This window comes from Photobacterium sp. 2_MG-2023 (assembly GCF_030547675.1).
In the GTDB taxonomy this organism is placed as follows: domain Bacteria; phylum Pseudomonadota; class Gammaproteobacteria; order Enterobacterales; family Vibrionaceae; genus Photobacterium; species Photobacterium arenosum.
Genome location: NZ_JAUOQQ010000005.1, coordinates 89,500 through 106,272 on the forward strand (window position 1 = coordinate 89,500; position 16,773 = coordinate 106,272).

14 protein-coding genes are annotated in these 16,773 nt (G+C 52.0%); 6 read left to right on the forward strand and 8 right to left on the reverse strand.

Going from position 1 to position 16,773, the window contains the following annotated elements; translation table 11 throughout:
* Positions 1-92 precede the first annotated feature (92 nt).
* Entirely contained in the window at positions 93-989 is an 897-nt protein-coding gene (locus tag Q4491_RS06045) for a hydrogen peroxide-inducible genes activator (protein WP_218382763.1), read from the reverse strand.
* A gap of 130 nt (positions 990-1,119) precedes the next feature.
* Here Q4491_RS06045 and Q4491_RS06050 point away from each other — a divergent pair, with 130 nt between their 5' ends.
* The 3 genes from Q4491_RS06050 (at position 1,120) to ppk2 (ending at position 3,560) form a co-directional block, all read left to right on the forward strand.
* A complete protein-coding gene (locus tag Q4491_RS06050; protein WP_027252976.1) occupies positions 1,120-1,722 on the forward strand; it encodes a peroxiredoxin C in 603 nt (200 codons plus the stop codon).
* Positions 1,723-1,866: 144 nt separating this feature from the next.
* On the forward strand, positions 1,867-2,619 hold the full coding sequence (locus Q4491_RS06055) for a copper homeostasis protein CutC (RefSeq protein WP_303455689.1): 753 nt from the start codon (positions 1,867-1,869) through the stop codon (positions 2,617-2,619).
* Between the two features lie 131 nt (positions 2,620-2,750).
* Complete coding sequence (gene ppk2, locus Q4491_RS06060; protein ID WP_192016967.1) at positions 2,751-3,560, forward strand: polyphosphate kinase 2; 810 nt, start codon at positions 2,751-2,753, stop codon at positions 3,558-3,560.
* Between the two features lie 38 nt (positions 3,561-3,598).
* On the opposite strand, the gene phoU is transcribed toward ppk2, so the two are convergent.
* Genes phoU through Q4491_RS06080 form a run of 4 tightly spaced genes read right to left on the reverse strand, consistent with a single transcriptional unit; the run spans position 3,599 to position 8,998 of the window.
* Complete coding sequence (phoU, locus tag Q4491_RS06065) at positions 3,599-4,318, reverse strand: phosphate signaling complex protein PhoU (protein WP_027252979.1); 720 nt, start codon at positions 4,316-4,318, stop codon at positions 3,599-3,601.
* Positions 4,319-4,330: 12 nt separating this feature from the next.
* Complete coding sequence (pstB, locus tag Q4491_RS06070) at positions 4,331-5,149, reverse strand: phosphate ABC transporter ATP-binding protein PstB (RefSeq protein ID WP_192016966.1); 819 nt, start codon at positions 5,147-5,149, stop codon at positions 4,331-4,333.
* A gap of 14 nt (positions 5,150-5,163) precedes the next feature.
* Positions 5,164-6,762, reverse strand: coding sequence for a phosphate ABC transporter permease PstA (gene pstA / locus Q4491_RS06075; RefSeq protein ID WP_218382760.1), 1,599 nt, complete (start codon positions 6,760-6,762; stop codon positions 5,164-5,166).
* A gap of 31 nt (positions 6,763-6,793) precedes the next feature.
* A complete protein-coding gene (locus Q4491_RS06080; RefSeq protein ID WP_237793934.1) occupies positions 6,794-8,998 on the reverse strand; it encodes an ABC transporter permease subunit in 2,205 nt (734 codons plus the stop codon).
* Between the two features lie 260 nt (positions 8,999-9,258).
* Here Q4491_RS06080 and Q4491_RS06085 point away from each other — a divergent pair, with 260 nt between their 5' ends.
* The 3 genes from Q4491_RS06085 to ppx all read left to right on the forward strand — a co-directional run bounded on the left by Q4491_RS06085 (position 9,259) and on the right by ppx (position 13,486).
* Complete coding sequence (locus Q4491_RS06085; protein ID WP_237793933.1) at positions 9,259-9,780, forward strand: glycine cleavage system protein R; 522 nt, start codon at positions 9,259-9,261, stop codon at positions 9,778-9,780.
* 71 nt (positions 9,781-9,851) lie between these two features.
* Positions 9,852-11,975, forward strand: a complete 2,124-nt coding sequence (ppk1, locus tag Q4491_RS06090) for a polyphosphate kinase 1 (RefSeq protein WP_192016962.1) — start codon at positions 9,852-9,854, stop codon at positions 11,973-11,975.
* Positions 11,972-13,486 carry an exopolyphosphatase gene (ppx, locus tag Q4491_RS06095; protein WP_192016961.1) on the forward strand — a complete coding sequence of 505 codons (1,515 nt, stop codon included), beginning with the start codon at positions 11,972-11,974 and terminating at the stop codon, positions 13,484-13,486. The genes ppk1 and ppx overlap by 4 nt, the downstream gene beginning before the upstream one ends.
* 93 nt (positions 13,487-13,579) lie before the next feature.
* Here the strand turns inward: ppx and Q4491_RS06100 are convergent, their stop codons facing one another.
* From Q4491_RS06100 to phoB, 3 genes are all read right to left on the reverse strand, one after another.
* Positions 13,580-14,521: a PstS family phosphate ABC transporter substrate-binding protein gene (locus Q4491_RS06100; RefSeq protein WP_272872735.1), complete on the reverse strand. Its 942-nt coding sequence runs from the start codon at positions 14,519-14,521 to the stop codon at positions 13,580-13,582.
* A 109-nt stretch (positions 14,522-14,630) separates the two neighbouring features.
* A complete protein-coding gene (gene phoR, locus Q4491_RS06105) occupies positions 14,631-15,935 on the reverse strand; it encodes a phosphate regulon sensor histidine kinase PhoR (protein ID WP_192016959.1) in 1,305 nt (434 codons plus the stop codon).
* Positions 15,936-16,012: 77 nt separating this feature from the next.
* Positions 16,013-16,702 carry a phosphate regulon transcriptional regulator PhoB gene (gene phoB, locus Q4491_RS06110; protein ID WP_046218890.1) on the reverse strand — a complete coding sequence of 230 codons (690 nt, stop codon included), beginning with the start codon at positions 16,700-16,702 and terminating at the stop codon, positions 16,013-16,015.
* Positions 16,703-16,773: the final 71 nt, after the last annotated feature.

A 16,773-nucleotide genomic window follows, 5' to 3' on the forward strand; every position in this document is an offset into this window, starting at 1 on the left:
GACCAAACAGAATAAAGTATCAAACAAACCAGAACTCAGTAGAATATTTCACCAAAAAATAAAAACATGTCTACTGAGCGTCCTGAATGTTGTTAAAGCAGCTCTGTGACTATCTCTGCCAGGCATTGAAAAGTGGGTACACGACTGGATGTCGGTCGCCAGACCAGACCTATTTCACGATAAGCGGCCTGCCCTGGCGGATCTAAGATCACCAGATCCGGGCTATCGACCAAGCCATGCTTGATCGCCATGTGCGGAATAAAGGTAGAGCCAAGACCATTCGATACCATCTGTACCAGGGTATGTAAGCTGGTCGCCGCAAACGGGTTAATCTTTTCTTTACTGGTTAGCTGGCACGCAGACACCGCATGGCCGGTGAGGCAATGTTCTTTCTCCAGCAAAAAGACAGATTCATCCGGTAAATCGGCATAGCGCAGCGGAACATTCACCTTGGCGGCCTGATTTTTACTGATCACCATTTTGAAGGGATCGCGCCCCACTACCTGGCTGTGCATACCGCTGATTTCAACCGGGAGTGCCAGTATCAGCACATCCATGTCACCATTGCGTAACGCGCTCAACAGGTTGTCCGTTGTATCTTCGCGCAATAGAAGATGGAGTTGCGGGTGCCTGCGATTCACAGCCTGCACTAAATCGCCCAGCAAGAAAGGGGCAATGGTCGGAATACACCCCAGCCTGACCTGACCGGCCATCTGGTCTTCACCGCTTTTCGACAGCTCCATCATATCTTGCGTTCTTGCCAGCAGTTCACGGCTGCGTACCACGACTTCTTCACCTGTGGTGGTAAAGACCAGGGCTTTATTGTCCCGCTCAATCAGCTGGCAACCAACCAGATCCTCAAGATTCTGAATCCCAGAGCTTAATGTGGATTGACTGACAAAACACTGCTTGGCCGCTTCACCAAAATGGCGGGTTTCATAAAGTGTCACCAGATAATGGAGTTGTTTCAGAGAAGGAAATTTGCTCATCGTATTTTTCGATTGTAATAATCTATTTATTCCACTTTTTTCAATGTAGCACTTTCGCTATAGTGTGTCCTGATTTATGAAGGAACTGCCCTTACGGGGTGGTACACATTCCAATATTAGGAGCACCAATATGGTACTAGTAGGTCGTCAAGCACCTGATTTCACAGCTGCTGCAGTTCTGGGTAACGGTGAAATCGTTGATAACTTCAACTTCAAGCAATTCACTGAAGGCAAAAAAGCGGTTGTTTTCTTCTACCCGCTGGACTTCACTTTTGTTTGCCCATCTGAGCTAATCGCTTTTGACAAGCGTTTTGCTGATTTCCAAGCGAAAGGCGTTGAAGTTATCGGTGTATCGATCGATTCTCAGTTCTCTCACAACGCATGGCGTAACACTGCTGTTGAAAACGGCGGTATCGGCCAGGTTAAATACCCTCTGATTGCTGACGTTAAGCACGAAATCTGTAAAGCTTACGACGTTGAGCACCCAGAAGCTGGCGTTGCTTTCCGTGGTTCTTTCCTGATCGACGAAGAAGGTGTTGTTCGTCACCAAGTGGTTAACGACCTGCCTCTGGGCCGTAACATCGACGAGATGCTGCGTATGGTTGACGCGCTGAACTTCCACCAGAAAAACGGTGAAGTTTGCCCGGCACAGTGGGAAGAAGGCAAAGCAGGCATGACTGGTTCTCCAGAAGGTGTTGCTGCTTACCTGTCTGAGCACACTGCAGACCTGTAATACAGCCTTGCGCTGAATGCATAGCCCGGCCATAGTGCCGGGCTTATTTTTATCTCATTTTCATCACTGAGATTGATCAGACACTTCGACAGCCTTCCCCTCTCCGTTTACACTCTGCCAAGGTTTACTGAACAAGGCACCCTCATGTCCGCATTTCCCCTGACTCATCTTGAAGTCTGTATTGACAGTATTGAATCCCTGCATGCCGCCCAACTAGGCGGGGCAAGCCGTATAGAATTATGCTCGTCACTGGCCTTGGGTGGCCTGACACCCAGCGTCGGTTTAATGCATCAGGCTGCGCGTATCGCTAAGGTGCCCGTCTATGCCATGATCCGTCCCCGCCAGGGCGACTTTCTATTCTCCGGCGAAGATATGGAAGCCATGCTGGCAGATATACATGCCGCCAAGCAAATAGGCCTTCAGGGCATTGTGATAGGCGTGCTGACGGCGCAAGGCAAAGTGGACACCGCACAGCTGAGCGAGCTGATGAAAGCGGCTACAGGGCTGGGGGTCACTTTCCACCGGGCTATTGATCAATGCGACAACTACACTGAAGCGCTTGATGCCATTATGGGCGCAGGTTGCGAACGCGTTCTGTCTTCCGGGCTGCAGTCCACGGCGCTGGAAGGGGCTGAGACACTGGCAGACATGGTACGCTATTGCGGTGATCGCCTGAGCATCATGGCCGGCGCTGGGATTACCGCCAGCAACGCCGCTAAGATTGTCGCGCAAACCGGAGTGAAAGAGTTGCACCTGTCGGGTAAAACGACACGGCCAAGCCTGATGGAGCATATCGCCGCTGGCGCCCACATGGGCAGTCAAGAGGTCGATGACTACACCATTCCCGTGACCAGCAGTGATAAGATCGCCGCAGTCATCACAGCACTCAAGTACTGAGCACATACTCGCTCCTTTTCAGGGAGCGAGTCGTCAAACTTTTCATCCCTATAGTCAACCAATCACATAACACATGACTCAAACAGGCTATTATTAGCGCAGAGTCCAGTAAACAGGAATGTGATTTACTTATGTCTGACAAGCCGTTACAAAGCAAGCTCAAGAAGAAAAACTATGAGAAAGAGCTTGAGCGTCTGCAAATTGAACTAGTGAAGTGCCAGGAGTGGGTCAAACAGGAAGGCCTGAGAGTGCTGGTGATTTTTGAAGGCCGGGATGCGGCCGGCAAAGGCGGCACCATTAAGCGGATCACCGAGAAGCTCAACCCCCGTGTCTGTCGGGTGGTCGCCTTACCAAAACCGACAGAGAAAGAGAAAACCCAGTGGTATTTTCAGCGCTATGTGGAACAGCTTCCCTCTGCCGGCGAAATCGTACTGTTTGACAGAAGCTGGTATAACCGTGCCGGGGTCGAGAAGGTGATGGGCTTTTGCAGCGAAGAAGAATACGAAGAGTTTCTGCTGGCCTGCCCGGAATTCGAACGCATGCTGCAGCGATCCGGCATCATACTGATCAAATACTGGTTCTCGGTATCAGACGAAGAGCAGGAAAAGCGTTTTCTGGAACGCATCAATACCCCGATCAAGCGATGGAAATTCAGTCCGATGGATTTGGAATCACGCTCACGCTGGGCGGAATATTCGGCGGCAAAAGACAAGATGTTTGCCCACACAGATACTAAACAGAGCCCATGGTGGGTGGTTGAAAGTGACGATAAGAAACAGGCCAGAATCAACTGTATTTCGCATTTCCTGAGCCAGATCCCCTATCAGGACATCCAGTATCCGGAAGTGATCCTGCCCGAAATCAACAAGAGTGGTTACACGCGACCGCCCATGGACGAGCAAACTTTTGTGCCGGATCGCTTTGATAAAAGCGACGATTAAGAGCAAACCGGGGAGCCGTATGACTCCCCCGATAACCTTCAGCGGTTATTATCCATGAAAATTTCCATTTCCTGTGGACTGGTATGGCGAATATCTTTGCCTTTAACGAAGTAAATGATGTATTCGCAGATATTCTGGCAGCGATCCCCCACCCGCTCAATGGAACGCGCCGACCACATCACTTGCAGCACATTCGGGATAGATCGCGGATCTTCCATCATATAGGTCATTAATTGCCGGATGATCGCCTCGTATTCTCTGTCAATCCGGTCATCTTCCTGATACACCCGAATCGCCGCTTTCACATCCATTCTGGCAAAGGCATCCAGTACTTCATGCAGCATACGGGCAGCATGCTGACCAAGGGCTTCCAGCGACACCAGCAGGTTGTATTGCTTATTGGTGAAGTTTTCCAGCGCCACTTTAGCAATGCTTTCTGCCACATCACCAATGCGTTCGAGATCAGTAATGGTTTTGATAATGGCAATCACCAGACGCAAGTCACTGGCGGTCGGCTGACGTTTGGCAATAATCCGGGTGCAGGCTTCATCAATCGCCACTTCCATCGCATTGACTTTATGATCATCTTTAATGACCCGGCGAGCCAGATCGACATCCTGCCTGTGCATTGCCTTGAGCGCATCTGTCAGCTGTTGCTCAACCAGTCCGCCCATAGCCAGGACATGGGTGCGTATACTCTCAAGCTCGGCATTGAACTGGCCGGAGATATGACGGCTAAGGCTCATATTGTCTAACATTGTCTCTACTCCTTATCCGTATCTGCCGGTGATGTAATCTTCCGTGCGTTTTTCTTTAGGGGTGGTGAAGATGTCATTGGTTGATGCGTACTCCACCAGCTCGCCCATGTGCATAAAAGCCGTGTTGTCTGAAACGCGGGCGGCCTGCTGCATATTATGGGTAACAATAATAACCGTGTACTTTTTCTTCAGGTCATTGATCAGCTCTTCAATGGTCAGCGTGGAGATCGGATCCAGGGCGGAGGTCGGTTCATCTAGCAAGATGACTTCCGGCTCAATCGCAATGGCGCGGGCAATCACCAAACGCTGCTGCTGGCCGCCAGATAAACCAAATGCATTCTCATGCAAACGATCTTTCACTTCATCCCACAGCGCGGCGCCGCGCAGTGAATTTTCTACCGCGTCATCCAGCACCCGGGTATTTTTCACCCCTTGCAGACGTAAACCGTAAACCACGTTTTCATAAATGGATTTAGGAAACGGATTGGGCCGCTGAAAGACCATGCCGACGCGACGGCGCAGGGCCGCCACATCCACATTCTGATCATAGATGTTTCTGCCATGCAGCATGATCTGCCCTTCAACCCGACAGCCTTCCACCAGCTCGTTCATCCGGTTAATACAGCGCAGCAGGGTGGATTTCCCACAACCGGACGGACCGATAAAGGCCGTGACCTGGCCTTTGGCAATCTTCATGTTGATAGTAAACAGCGCCTGCTTCTGACCATAATACAGATCCAGCCCGTCTATTGTCAGGGCGGTTTTTTCTTCTGGCAGTGCGGTCAGATCGACTGGCTTAAGCCAGTCCATACTGGCGTTGAATGAAAACATCTACGTCCTTCTCGTTATTGTTCCAGATCGCGGAATTTCTCCCGCAAATGATTACGAATGCCAATGGCGGTCAGATTCAGACCAATAATGACAGTGACCAGCAGCAAAGAGGTCGCATAAACCAGAGGGCGCGCCGCTTCTACGTTCGGACTCTGAAAGCCGACATCATAGATATGGTAGCCAAGATGCATGAACTTTCGGTCTAAATGCAAATACGGAAACTGTGCATCTATCGGTAACGATGGCGCCATTTTCACAACACCGACTAACATCAGTGGTGCCACTTCTCCCGCCGCTCTGGCCACCGCGAGGATTAACCCCGTCATGATAGCCGGGCTGGCCATGGGGATCACAATCCGCCATAAGGTTTCGGCTTGTGTCGCGCCCAATGCCAGCGAGCCGTGACGAATGGAGGGCGGTATACGGGCCAAGCCCTCTTCGGTTGAGACTATCACCACAGGCAAGGTCAGAATCGCCAGTGTCAGCGCAGACCAGAGAATACCCGGCGTACCAAAAGTCGGCGCGGGTAACTGATCCGAAAAAAACAGCTCGTCAATGGTGCCGCCCACCATATAAACAAAAAAGCCCAGACCAAATACGCCATACACGATAGACGGCACACCCGCCAAATTGATCACAGCCACGCGAATTAAACGGGTAAAGCGGTTCTGTTTGGCATATTCATGAAGGTAAATCGCGGCCAGTACTCCCAAAGGCGTCACAATCACGCTCATCAGCAGTACCATCAGCACAGTGCCGAAAATGGCCGGAAACACGCCCCCTTCGGTGTTCGCTTCACGAGGCGCATCAGTGACAAAGTGACCGAGCTGACGTCCCCAGTGTGCCACTTTTTCAGAGAATGACATATCGTTGGGGTACCAGACGTCCAGTATATCCGCCAGCGGTATCTGTACCTCACGCCCTTCAGCGTCCTTCATCAGCAGCGACTGACCATCCAGTACCTGACGGACTTGTCCTAGCTCGTGCTCAACCTCACGCAGACGAGCCAGCAACTCCCCCCGTCGCGACTCGGACGCTTTATCACTGCTAGCTGCCAGCGACGCCAGTTGACGATTCAGCGGAATATACTGATTTTGCTGTAGTTCCAGTATAGCTTCTTTGGCGGCCTCAGCCTGGCTCAGCCAGTCAGGTAATAAAGCGGCACTGTGACTGCTGCCATTAACCATCACTGCCTGCGGATAACCGTAAAACTTGCCGTTACGCAGCCTGTCAATCACTGCAACCCCATGCGCCACTTCCTTTGACCGGATTTGTGTATCGAGCAGGGTCACAAAGTCTAAATCGGCTAATTCACGATTGCCGGTTTTGATCAGATAGCGGGCAATGGTCGTATTATCATTGCCCGCCAGCTCATACCCGGCTTCCAGTAACTGCTGGCGGGGCACCTGTTTGGTTTCATAAATTTCACCCACGATCACTTGCTGATGATCAGCCAGACTGACGTCAAACCGATACACCTGTGCCGGCCAGAAGTAACTCAATCCTTTCCAGCCTATCATGAGTAACAAACCCAGCACCGCCAGCAAACTCAGGCTGACAGTACCAGCCGTCAGCCAGATCCAGGGGGAGCCGGAACGCATCCATTTCAACATCTAATCAGTCACACAGCCTCTGCCCCGGTGATCATAGCGACTTGTATTTTTCACGCAGTCGCTGACGCACAATTTCAGCCAGGGTATTGAAGAAAAAGGTAAAAACAAACAGAACAAATGCCGCCAGAAACAGGACACGGTAATGCGCACTGCCGACTTCCGATTCCGGCATTTCTATAGCAATGGTTGCCGACAGCGTACGCAAACCTTCCAGTATGTTCCAGTCCATAATGGGCGTATTGCCTGTAGCCATCAGCACTATCATGGTTTCTCCCACCGCCCGTCCCAGCCCCATCATCACAGCGGAGAAGATCCCCGGGCTGGCGGTTAGCAGAACAACCCGGGTCAGGGTCTGCCAGGGGGTCGCCCCCAGTGCCAGCGAGCCGCTGCTCAGATGCGACGGTACCGAATAAATGGCATCTTCGGCAATGGTGAAAATGGTCGGGATCACCGCAAAGGCCATGGCGATCCCCACCACCAGCGCATTTCTCTGATCATAACCAATCCCCCAGTTATTGGTCAGATAACTGCGTATATCCCCGCCAAAGTAAGCTTGTTCAACCACAGGGCTTAGCGAGAAACAAAGGTATCCGGCCAGCACCAGCGTTGGCATCAGCAATAAAATATGCAGCCCGGTTGGCATTTTTCGCTGCCAGCCGCCTGGGAGCATAGCCCAACCCAGACCGACAGCCACCATCACCAGAGGCAGCACCAGCACGCTGAGCACTATGCCTATCAAATTATTTTCAACGATAGGCGCCAGCCAGATACCAGCCAGAAACCCCAGAATGACAGTCGGCAGGGCTTCCATGATCTCTATCGTCGGTTTCACCACTTTACGCATCGAAGAAGACATAAAATAGGCGGTATAGATAGCACCAGCCAGTGCCAGAGGAATTGCAAAACACAAAGCGTAAAAAGCCGCTTTCAGGGTACCGAAAACAACAGGTATCAGGCTCAGCTTAGGCTCACTCTCGTCAGTACCAGAAGTGGACTGCCAGACATAATCCGGTTCCGGGTAACCTTCATACCAGACTTTCTGCCACAGGCTGCTGAAACTCACTTCCGGGTAAGGGTTGGAGACCTTAAATAACTGCCACTGCTGCTCTGAGATCGCCAGCAACCTGTCGGCACGGGGCGAGACAGCCATCAGATCGGGCGTTTGACTGAACAGCCGGGATTCCAGTACAGGAGCAGGTGAATCCGCCATGTAATATCCCGTCAGCCTGCCGCCATCCTGAACAGCGAGAAAGCCTTTGCGGTAATACTCAGGCACCACCAGATGCAGAGCACCTGAATCGGCTGAAAAGGTGCGAGCAGGTATCAGCTGGCGTTGCCCCGTACTCACCACTTCAAACCATTGCGTGACTTTGCCGTCATTACCGGTAATTAACAGCGAATTAGCACCAGAAAGTGCCGTCATGGCGACCGGATCCCCCGCCCCCTGACTGACATCTGTTTGTTGGCGAATCCGCCCTACGGTATGCCGCAGATCAATCACAGTAACTTGCCGGCCATTAAGCACATACACAGTACGGCCATCCGGCGTCACCACCATATCCGTTACCGGATGCCCGATTGCCGGCATAGCAAGCTGGGTTTCCTGCCACGCCTGTTCACCGGTATCCAGACCACTGCCACGATGGAAAACCTTGGCAACGAGCCGCTGATCCTGTGTGACACCAACCAAAGCCGCGACCTGGCGACGCACTGAAACCGCCAGCTGAACCAGAGGCTGCCCCTGAGTATCAAGCTGAATATAAGAGGATGTCAGGGGCTTGCTCATCATCAGCTTACCCTGTCTGATCAGCGGCTTCACCACAGTGACGCCACCTGACTGATCACCATAGGCAAACACGTGCTCGTTAGGCAAAGCCGCAGCGAAGCTGGTCGGGTTAGCCATCACAGCCTGCTGCTGTGTAACCGCTTGCTGTCCCTCACGGGCACTGAGTGCGACCAGGCTGATCTGCCCCTCAGAGGAGAAGTGAAAAACATGGGTGTTCTGTTCATTGACACGCACTGCAGCGGTTAGTGTCAGCGGAATAGAAAACGACTGAACAGGCGTGATCCTGGCCGGTGCAAACACAGGCACGATCACATAAAGCAGATAGAAAAAGATCAGGACAAGAGTCAGAAGGACAGATATTCCACCGGCAATCACTCCATAACGCGCAAACCTGTCTTTTCGTTGACGGTTACGGTTATTGTCAGTCAAAAATGCACCGGCATCTGCCATTCTCACCCCATGAAAGTTACAAACTGACAAAGTATATGTCTGTTAGATGACAGTAATATTACAGCGACTTGCGGTTTATTGCTGGCCTTTTTATTGTGAGAGACTGATGGAATGACTGACATCAATTTGCAACAAAATTTCCGTATTCTTAATGATTTATGACGGTAGCCGAATTCCGGTGACTCAGTAGGTATCCTGTCTGGACATAATCTGATCGTGGTCAGATAATGAATTTAACCGCTACCAGAAGGAGACGCGACATGAAACACCTTGTCATTACAGTCATTGGTCAGGATCGCCCGGGATTAGTGGGGGCATTATCAGATACTGTTTATCAGCATAAAGGCAACTGGCTGGGCAGCAGTATGAGCAAATTGGCAGGTCAGTTTGCCGGTATTCTTCAGGTCGATATCCCGGAAGAGTCCGTCAAGCCCTTACGGCAGGCTATGTCCAAGCTTGATGGTCTGAACATTCATATCGCCGAGGATACCAAGATCACGGCGCCTCCCGCTCAACTGCAGCAGCTCACAGTCACAGGCAACGACCGCTCAGGCATCGTCAAAGAAGTCACCACTCGCCTTGGCGAGCTGGGGATCAATATTCACAAGCTAAAAACCGACACACACAGTGCACCCAACTGGGGCTACCCCATCTTCACTGCCTGGTTTGAACTTGAAATCCCGGCAGAAGTGGCTGTCTCGACCATACAGCAGCAGCTGGAAAGTCTGGCCGATGATCTGACAATAGATTTCGAAGAACCCGAAAGTAGTGAAGCGCACTAAAGGGCTGTTGTCCTTTCAAAACTGAAAGACAGGCCGCTCTCTCTGCTGTTGATTCTGATGTTAGGAAAACCATGAGTACTGAACCGCTGTATATTGACAAAGAACTTAGCTGGCTGTCTTTTAATGAACGAGTCCTCCAGGAAGCGGCGGACAAATCAGTGCCGCTGATTGAGCGAGTCCGTTTCCTGGGTATTTTTTCCAGCAATACAGATGAGTTTTATAAAGTCCGCTTTGCCGATGTCAAACGACGTATTCTGATCACCCAGGAGCAGAGCGGCAACACCAATGCCAAGCACCTGCTGAGCAAGATCCAGAGCCGGGTTCTGAAAATGAATCAGGACTTCGATACCCTGTATAACGAAATCCTGCTGGAAATGGCCCGCCGCCATATTTTCCTCATCAACGAACAACAGGTCGATGATAACCAGGTTGAGTGGTTGAAACGGTATTTCCGCCACACCATTTTGCCTCACGTGACACCGATTTTACTGACTGACGATATCGATCTACTGCAGTTTCTCAAGGATGAATATACCTATCTGGCGATCGACATGAAGCAGGGGGACAACAGCCAGTATGCCTTGCTGGAAATTCCGACCGACCAGCTACCGCGCTTTATTAAAGTTCCTGAGTCCAAAGGTAAAAACAGAAAAACACTGATTTTGTTAGATAATATTATCCGGCTGTGCCTGGATGATATTTTCAAGGCTTTTTTCGATTATGACAGTCTGGCGGCCTATTCGATGAAGATGACCCGGGATGCCGAGTACGATCTCAGCCAGGAGGTTGACCACGGTATCTTGGAACTGATGTCAGAAGGGCTGAATCAACGCCTGACGGCTATGCCGGTACGTTTTGTCTATCAGCGCGATATGCCGGGGGAGCTGATCGAAAAACTGTGCGGCTTGCTGAAAGTGTCCAGCTACGACAGCATTATTCCCGGCGGCCGCTATCACAATTTCAAAGATTTCATCAGTTTTCCGAACATTGGCCGAAGCTACCTGGAAAACAAACCCTTACCGGCTCTGGACAGTTACCATTTTGTCAGCGCCAGAAATGCGTTTGAAGCCATCAAGGCGCAAGATATCCTGCTGTACTACCCGTACCACAAATTCAACCACATGACGGAATTTGTCCGTCAGGCCGCGTTCGATCCTAAAGTCCGCAGCATCCATATCAATATTTACCGGGTCGCCAAAAACTCGCGCATCATAGATTCTATGATAGATGCCGCCAATAACGGCAAACAGGTCACTGTAGTGGTTGAACTGCAGGCGCGTTTTGACGAAGAAGCCAATATCGAATGGGCCAGACGCCTGACCGAATCGGGTGTGCGTGTCGTGTTCAGCGTACCCGGACTGAAAATTCACTCTAAACTGTGCCTGATCACACGCCAGGAAGACGATGCCATCGTCCGCTACGCACACATAGGCACAGGCAACTTCCATGAGAAAACAGCACGGATTTATACCGATTTCTCGCTGTTCACCGCCGATCCTGAGCTGACCAACGAAGTGCGTCAGGTATTTAGCTTTATTCAGAACCCGTACCGGCCGGTAAAGTTCAATCAGCTGATAGTCTCGCCGCGCAACTCGCGCAGCCGTCTGTATGAACTCATCGACAGAGAAATTGCCAACGCCAAGCAAAAACTGCCGGCAGCCATTACACTCAAGGTAAACAACCTGGTTGATAAGGGACTGATTAACCGCCTCTATCAGGCCAGCAGCGCCGGTGTTCGCATTGATATGATCATTCGTGGCATGTGTTCTCTGGTGCCGGGTATTACCGGTATCAGCGACAACATACGGATCATCAGTATCGTTGACAGGTTCCTGGAACACCCCAGAGTCATGGTGTTCGAAAATAATGGCGAGCCCGAAGTGTTCATCTCGTCCGCAGACTGGATGACACGCAATATCGACAACCGTATTGAAGTTGGCTGCCCGATAAGGCAACCTGAGCTGAAGCAGAAAATCATCGACATACTTAACATCCAGTTCTCAGACACAGTCAAAGCAAGAATTCTGGATAAGTCGATGAGCAACAATTACGTACCGCGCGGTAACAAGCGGAAAATCAGATCGCAGATTGCCATCTACGACTACCTGAAACAGTCTGAAAAAAAGATGCAAAAACAAGCCAGCCAGATAGCTGAAACGATGGCCTCCGAAGAGAATAATGAAAACGCAGCATGATAGAAATTGAGCGTCCCCGCGAAATAGCAGCAATAGATATGGGCTCAAACAGCTTCCATATGGTGGTCGCCCGGGTAGTGGGCCATAGCTTGCAGATTGTCAGCCGGCATAAACAGCGTGTGCATCTGGCTGAAGGACTCAACGATAATATGGATCTGGATCAGGCTGCCATTCAGCGCGGCCTGAGTTGTCTGACAATGTTTGCCGAACGCTTGCAGGGTTTTGCGCCGGAAAACGTCCGCATCGCGGCGACCTATACCCTCAGGCAGGCAAGGAATGCCCATGTTTTCCTAAAACGGGCTGAACGCGTACTTCCCTATCCCATTGAAATCATTCCCGGCACAGAGGAAGCGCGTCTGATTTATCTGGGGGTCGCCCATACACAGCACGAACCGGGCCGCAAACTGGTGGTCGATATTGGCGGCGGCAGTACCGAACTGATTATCGGCGAAGGCTTTGATCCCCAGCTTCAGTACAGCAAACACATGGGCTGTGTGAGTTATAACCAGCACTTTTTTCCCAACGGCAAAATTTCCGCCAAAGCCATCACCAAAGCCCAGATGGCAGCGCTGCAGAAAATGGAAAGCATCGCCAGCAAGTATCGCAAAATGGGCTGGGACACGGCCATTGGTTCCTCGGGTACCATCAAAGCCATTCGGGAAGTGGTCATCGCCCAGGGACATGCCGACGGGGTGATCACCAGAGAGCGGCTGGACGAGGTGGTCAAACAGGTTTCCGCCTGCAAACAGAGTTCTGAGTTAAACCTGCCCGGACTGACCGAAGATCGAAAACCGGTTTTTGCGGCAGGTGTCGCCATCTTAAGCGCGGTATTCAGCGCACTGAAAATCGACACTATGATTTTTTCCGATGGCGCGCTGCGTGAAGGGCTGCTGTATGAAATGGAAGACAGGTTCCGTCAAAGTGATATCAGAAGCCGGACGGCCACTGCGATGGCAGCGCAGTATAACGTGGATATCGATCAGGCCAACCGGGTAAAAAACACAGCAGAGCACTTGTACAGCCAGATTGCTGATCCGTCCGCCAGTCATACGCCTGAGCTGGCATCGCTGCTCAGCTGGGGCGCATTACTGCATGAGGTCGGGCTGAGTATCAGCTATCCCGGCTTTCACCGCCATTCCGCGTATCTGTTGCGCCACAGTACTATGCCAGGCTTCAATCTTGAGCAACAGACAGTACTGGCGACCTTAGTGCGCTTTCAGCGCAAACCACTCAAGCTCGATGAAATGCCAGAGCTGACCATTTACAACCGCAAACACATCTATCCGATGATCCGCGCCTTGCGACTGGCCGTCGCCCTGCATGGACAGCGCTCTGATGAGCCGCTGCCAGCACTTACCCTGAGCGCTGATAAAGAAAAATGGCAGCTCACCCTGCCTGATGGCTGGCAGGGTAATAACCGTTTACTGGCGGCCGATCTGGCGAAAGAGCGGGATTACTGGCAAAAAACCGGTTGGGAGCTGTCAATTTCGCCGGAAGAAGAATGTGAATAGACAGGTCAAGCGAAAACCATCGCAGTCTTAGTAACCTACCCAATCCCCGCTTTGGCGGGAATTATCGTTTGAGCCTTTAACAGATACTGAGACTTACTCAGCATCTGCCAGCCCCAGCGCCGCCAGCTCTCTGGCGATCACAGCCGCGGGTAAAGGCACGTAGCCGTCCTTATCCACCAGTTGCTGACCGTCACTGGATAAAATGAACCGCAGGAATTCCGCATCCAGTTTAGGTAAGGGTTTGCCGGGCGCTTTATTAACGTAAATCAGCAGATAACGCGCTAGCGGGTAGCTGCCGTTGGCCGCATTGGCTTTGGTGGCCGCAATAAAAGGACCATCCCCCTGAGCGATAGGTAATGCCCGGATCCCTGAGGTCCGATAGCCAATGCCCGAATACCCTATGGCATTGAGCGAGGTCGATACCGACTGCACCACAGAAGCCGAACCCGGTTGCTCGTTGACATCATTGCGGAAATCGCCGTTGCACAAGGCTTTTTGCTTGAAATAACCATAAGTGCCTGAGACGGAGTTACGGCCAAAGCGCTGGATATCACGCTGCGCCCAGCGGCCGGTTAACCCCAGCTGCCCCCAATGTGTGATTGGCGAATTGGCACCGCAACGCAAAGTACGGGAGAACACCGCATCCAGTTCCCGGTATCGCAGCCCCTGCAAGGGATTATCTTCATGCACAAAGACGGCAAGTGCATCAATCGCAACCCGAACCGCCGTAGGCTTATACCCGTAATTCTGTTCAAAAGCGGTCATTTCCCGGCTCTTCATCGGGCGGCTCATCGGGCCAAGCTGGGCTGTGGCTTCGATCAGTGCGGTCGGCGCGGTGGATGAGCCCGCCGCCTGCACCTGAACGTTCACATTAGGATAGCGCTGCATAAACGCTTCCGACCAGTAAGTCACCAGGTTGGCAAAGGTATCGGAGCCGACAGACGTCAGCACACCGGCTACGCCTTCGACGTTCTGATAAGGAGCAGGCGCCGGCGCATCTTGTGCAAGAGCATGACCACCACTCAACAGGCTCATCACGCCCAGCCAGCCCCACTTCAATGTCGCCACCCAGCCTTTGTGTCTCATTTACCGCTCTTCTCCTCTGCCGGCCCCCAGGGCCGGCTGTATATCATCCCAATCTGAATCAGGCTGCCTTCGCAATCAGGCGCTGCGGCAGCGTAAACGAGAAAGTACTTCCCTCGTCAACCACACTTTCAATTTCGAGAAACGCATCATGGTGACTCAGGGCATGTTTCACGATTGCCAGCCCCAGGCCGCTGCCGCCCGTTTCACGCGAGCGTGCTTTATCAACCCGGTAGAAACGTTCGGTCAGCCGGTGGATATGCTGCGGCTCAATGCCACTGCCGGTATCTGTGACCTCCAGTCGCGGACCTTTAGGCGACAGGAACCAGCGTACCGTCACTTTGCACTCAGGCGGCGTGTGTTTAACTGCGTTATAGACCAGATTCGAAATGGCGCTACGCAGTTGATCGGCATCACCAAATACCTGAAGTGACTCATCGACATTAAATTCAAAGAGTTGATTTTTATCGCCGCTGAGCGAAATAGCCTCTTTTTCAAGCACATCCAGCATGGCGGGTACATCGACTCTGTCTTCCAGCTCCAGATGAGGAGCCGCTTCGATTTTGGACAGGGTCAGTAATTGCTCCACCAGCGAATTCATCCGCGTCAGCTGCTCTGTCATCACGCCGTGGGCTTTTTCCCACATCGGGCCAACCAGCATATCCGGGTCCCGTGACATTTCCAGATAGCCCTGCAGTACTGTCATAGGGGTGCGCAGTTCGTGCGAAACATTGGCAAAAAAGTTGCGGCGCATCCCTTCCAGTTGCTTGAGCTGCGAGATATCACGCACCACCATCAGGTATTCACCTTCGGTATAACGCATGATACGTAACTCCAGCGTCCGGTCGTAATTGAGCGGCGAGGTGATTTCCAGCGGATCTTCAAAATCCTGTTTGGCCAGATAGCGGACAAAATCCGGGCTGCGCAGCAGGTTACTGACCGGCTGGCCGGCATCGTCCGGCCAGCGAAGGCCCAACAGATTCTGCGCCAGTTTGTTACACCAGACGATATTGCCCTCGCTGCGAAAAACCACCACCGCATCCGGCAGAGATTCAGCGCCATTGCGAAAGCGGCGGATTAAGGTCGCCAGTTCGCGGCGGCGGCGGCGGTTTCTTTGCTGCAGGCGGTAAATACCGTTAAACAGCGGCTCCCAGCTGCCCGAACCGGATGGCGGAGTCAGGCTGCGATCCGTCCACAGCCAGCGGGACATTTTAAGTTGATGGTGACAGTGCCAGCCCAGCAGAATCCAGCTGGCCGCCAGCAAAAACCAGGGCATGTAACCAACAATCAGCCCGAGGATAACCCAGGGGAAATAAAAAAAAGCCAGTTCCCGGACCAGCTTTTTCCATGACAAGCGTTCTACCATTCACCTCTCCCGCCAGTAACTGCGGCTTAACCCGGCCGTACAACCAGCTACTGACTCATCGTCCTTTTGTGTGGTCATTACACCCTTGTTGAAAAACGGTATCCGGCACCACGCACCGTCTGTACCATTTTATCGTGTCCGCCACACTCCAGTGCCTTGCGCAAGCGACGGATATGCACATCAACCGTTCTGTCTTCAACATAGACATTGGTGCCCCAGACATTGTTCAGCAGTTGTTCGCGGCTGTATACCCGCTCCTGATGCGTCATAAAGAAATGAAGCATCTTGAACTCTGTCGGCCCCATATCCAGCGGGTCATCATTGGAAGTCACACGGTGTGAGACAGGGTCCAGTTTCAGTCCCTGCACGTCTATCACATCATCCAGTGACGTCGGTGACACACGGCGCATCACGGCTTTCAGACGAGCCATCAGCTCTTTGGGAGAGAAAGGCTTGGTGATGTAGTCATCCGCGCCCACTTCCAGCCCACGTACTTTATCTTCTTCCTCACCACGCGCTGTCAGCATCACAACGGGAATGCTGCGGGTGACCTCATCGCGCTTGAGGTGTTTAATCAGGTTGATCCCTGACCCGCCCGGCAACATCCAGTCGAGCAGAATCAGCTCAGGAAAAGGTTCACAGATCTTCTCCAGCGCAGAATCATAGTCTTCTGCTTCAATTGTCTGATAACCTTTTTGTTCCAGCACAAAGCACAGCATTTCGCGGATCGGTGCTTCATCCTCAACCACTAGAATCCGTCTAACCATAATCTCGATACCTAAGTCATAGCTCTCTGTCTGGCGCCATTATCCGAATAAAGTATGACACTTTTGTGACC

What these genes read in the sequence shown, in the direction of transcription:
- Q4491_RS06045 (WP_218382763.1), bottom strand. Translation starts at nt 989, where the DNA reads ATGAGCAAATTTCCTTCTCTGAAACAACTCCATTATCTGGTGACACTT.
- Q4491_RS06050 (WP_027252976.1), top strand. Translation starts at nt 1,120, where the DNA reads ATGGTACTAGTAGGTCGTCAAGCACCTGATTTCACAGCTGCTGCAGTT.
- Q4491_RS06055 (WP_303455689.1), top strand. Translation starts at nt 1,867, where the DNA reads ATGTCCGCATTTCCCCTGACTCATCTTGAAGTCTGTATTGACAGTATT.
- ppk2 (WP_192016967.1), top strand. Translation starts at nt 2,751, where the DNA reads ATGTCTGACAAGCCGTTACAAAGCAAGCTCAAGAAGAAAAACTATGAG.
- phoU (WP_027252979.1), bottom strand. Translation starts at nt 4,318, where the DNA reads ATGTTAGACAATATGAGCCTTAGCCGTCATATCTCCGGCCAGTTCAAT.
- pstB (WP_192016966.1), bottom strand. Translation starts at nt 5,149, where the DNA reads ATGTTTTCATTCAACGCCAGTATGGACTGGCTTAAGCCAGTCGATCTG.
- pstA (WP_218382760.1), bottom strand. Translation starts at nt 6,762, where the DNA reads ATGTTGAAATGGATGCGTTCCGGCTCCCCCTGGATCTGGCTGACGGCT.
- Q4491_RS06080 (WP_237793934.1), bottom strand. Translation starts at nt 8,998, where the DNA reads ATGGCAGATGCCGGTGCATTTTTGACTGACAATAACCGTAACCGTCAA.
- Q4491_RS06085 (WP_237793933.1), top strand. Translation starts at nt 9,259, where the DNA reads ATGAAACACCTTGTCATTACAGTCATTGGTCAGGATCGCCCGGGATTA.
- ppk1 (WP_192016962.1), top strand. Translation starts at nt 9,852, where the DNA reads ATGAGTACTGAACCGCTGTATATTGACAAAGAACTTAGCTGGCTGTCT.
- ppx (WP_192016961.1), top strand. Translation starts at nt 11,972, where the DNA reads ATGATAGAAATTGAGCGTCCCCGCGAAATAGCAGCAATAGATATGGGC.
- Q4491_RS06100 (WP_272872735.1), bottom strand. Translation starts at nt 14,521, where the DNA reads ATGAGCCTGTTGAGTGGTGGTCATGCTCTTGCACAAGATGCGCCGGCG.
- phoR (WP_192016959.1), bottom strand. Translation starts at nt 15,935, where the DNA reads ATGGTAGAACGCTTGTCATGGAAAAAGCTGGTCCGGGAACTGGCTTTT.
- phoB (WP_046218890.1), bottom strand. Translation starts at nt 16,702, where the DNA reads ATGGTTAGACGGATTCTAGTGGTTGAGGATGAAGCACCGATCCGCGAA.